The 516-nt window shown below is 75.6% G+C and carries 1 protein-coding gene; it reads right to left on the bottom strand.

Annotated features, from left to right (window positions below; translation table 11 throughout):
• The coding region (locus tag C1I98_RS39630) for a CbiX/SirB N-terminal domain-containing protein (RefSeq protein ID WP_306461960.1) at nucleotides 1-516 on the bottom strand (516 nt) is incomplete at both ends.

The raw sequence follows: 516 nt of genomic DNA, 5'->3' as shown, positions 1-516 counted from the left end.
CAGCCTCGTAGCGGTCGAGCACGACGTCGGCCAGCACCTCGCAGTCGCCGATCACCTCGGCGCAGCGGATGTCCAGGTCGGGGTGCCCGGCCGCGTACGCGAGCGCCTGCGCCCACACGCGTTCCAGCAGTCCCCCGGCGAACAGCAGGTACGGCACGACGATGACGCGCCGGGCGCCGAGGCGGCGGCAGCGTTCCAGGCCGCCGGGCACGCCGGGCGGGGTCAGGGAGACGAAGGCGGTCTCCACGGTCATGTAGTCGTAGGCGTGGGTCTCCCAGAACAGCCGGGAGACCCGGTGGACGTCGGCGTTGGCCGCGGCGTCGATGGAGCCGTCACCGACCAGGACGACGGCCGTCTCGCGGGGTCCGGTGGGCTCCTGCTCCTCCTCGTGCGGCGCGGCGGCCGGGACCGCGCGCAGCCGGGGCATCTCCGTGGCGGCGTCGGCGAGCCGGTCGCCCAGCAGCGCGAGGATGCGGGGGTCCGGGCCGACCGGGCGGGCGCAGGAGTAGAGGAGGG

The organism is Spongiactinospora gelatinilytica (assembly GCF_003236385.1).
GTDB lineage: Bacteria > Actinomycetota > Actinomycetes > Streptosporangiales > Streptosporangiaceae > Spongiactinospora > Spongiactinospora gelatinilytica.
Note: the sequence above shows the minus strand (reverse complement) of the source record. Positions and strands in the feature narration are given on the sequence as shown.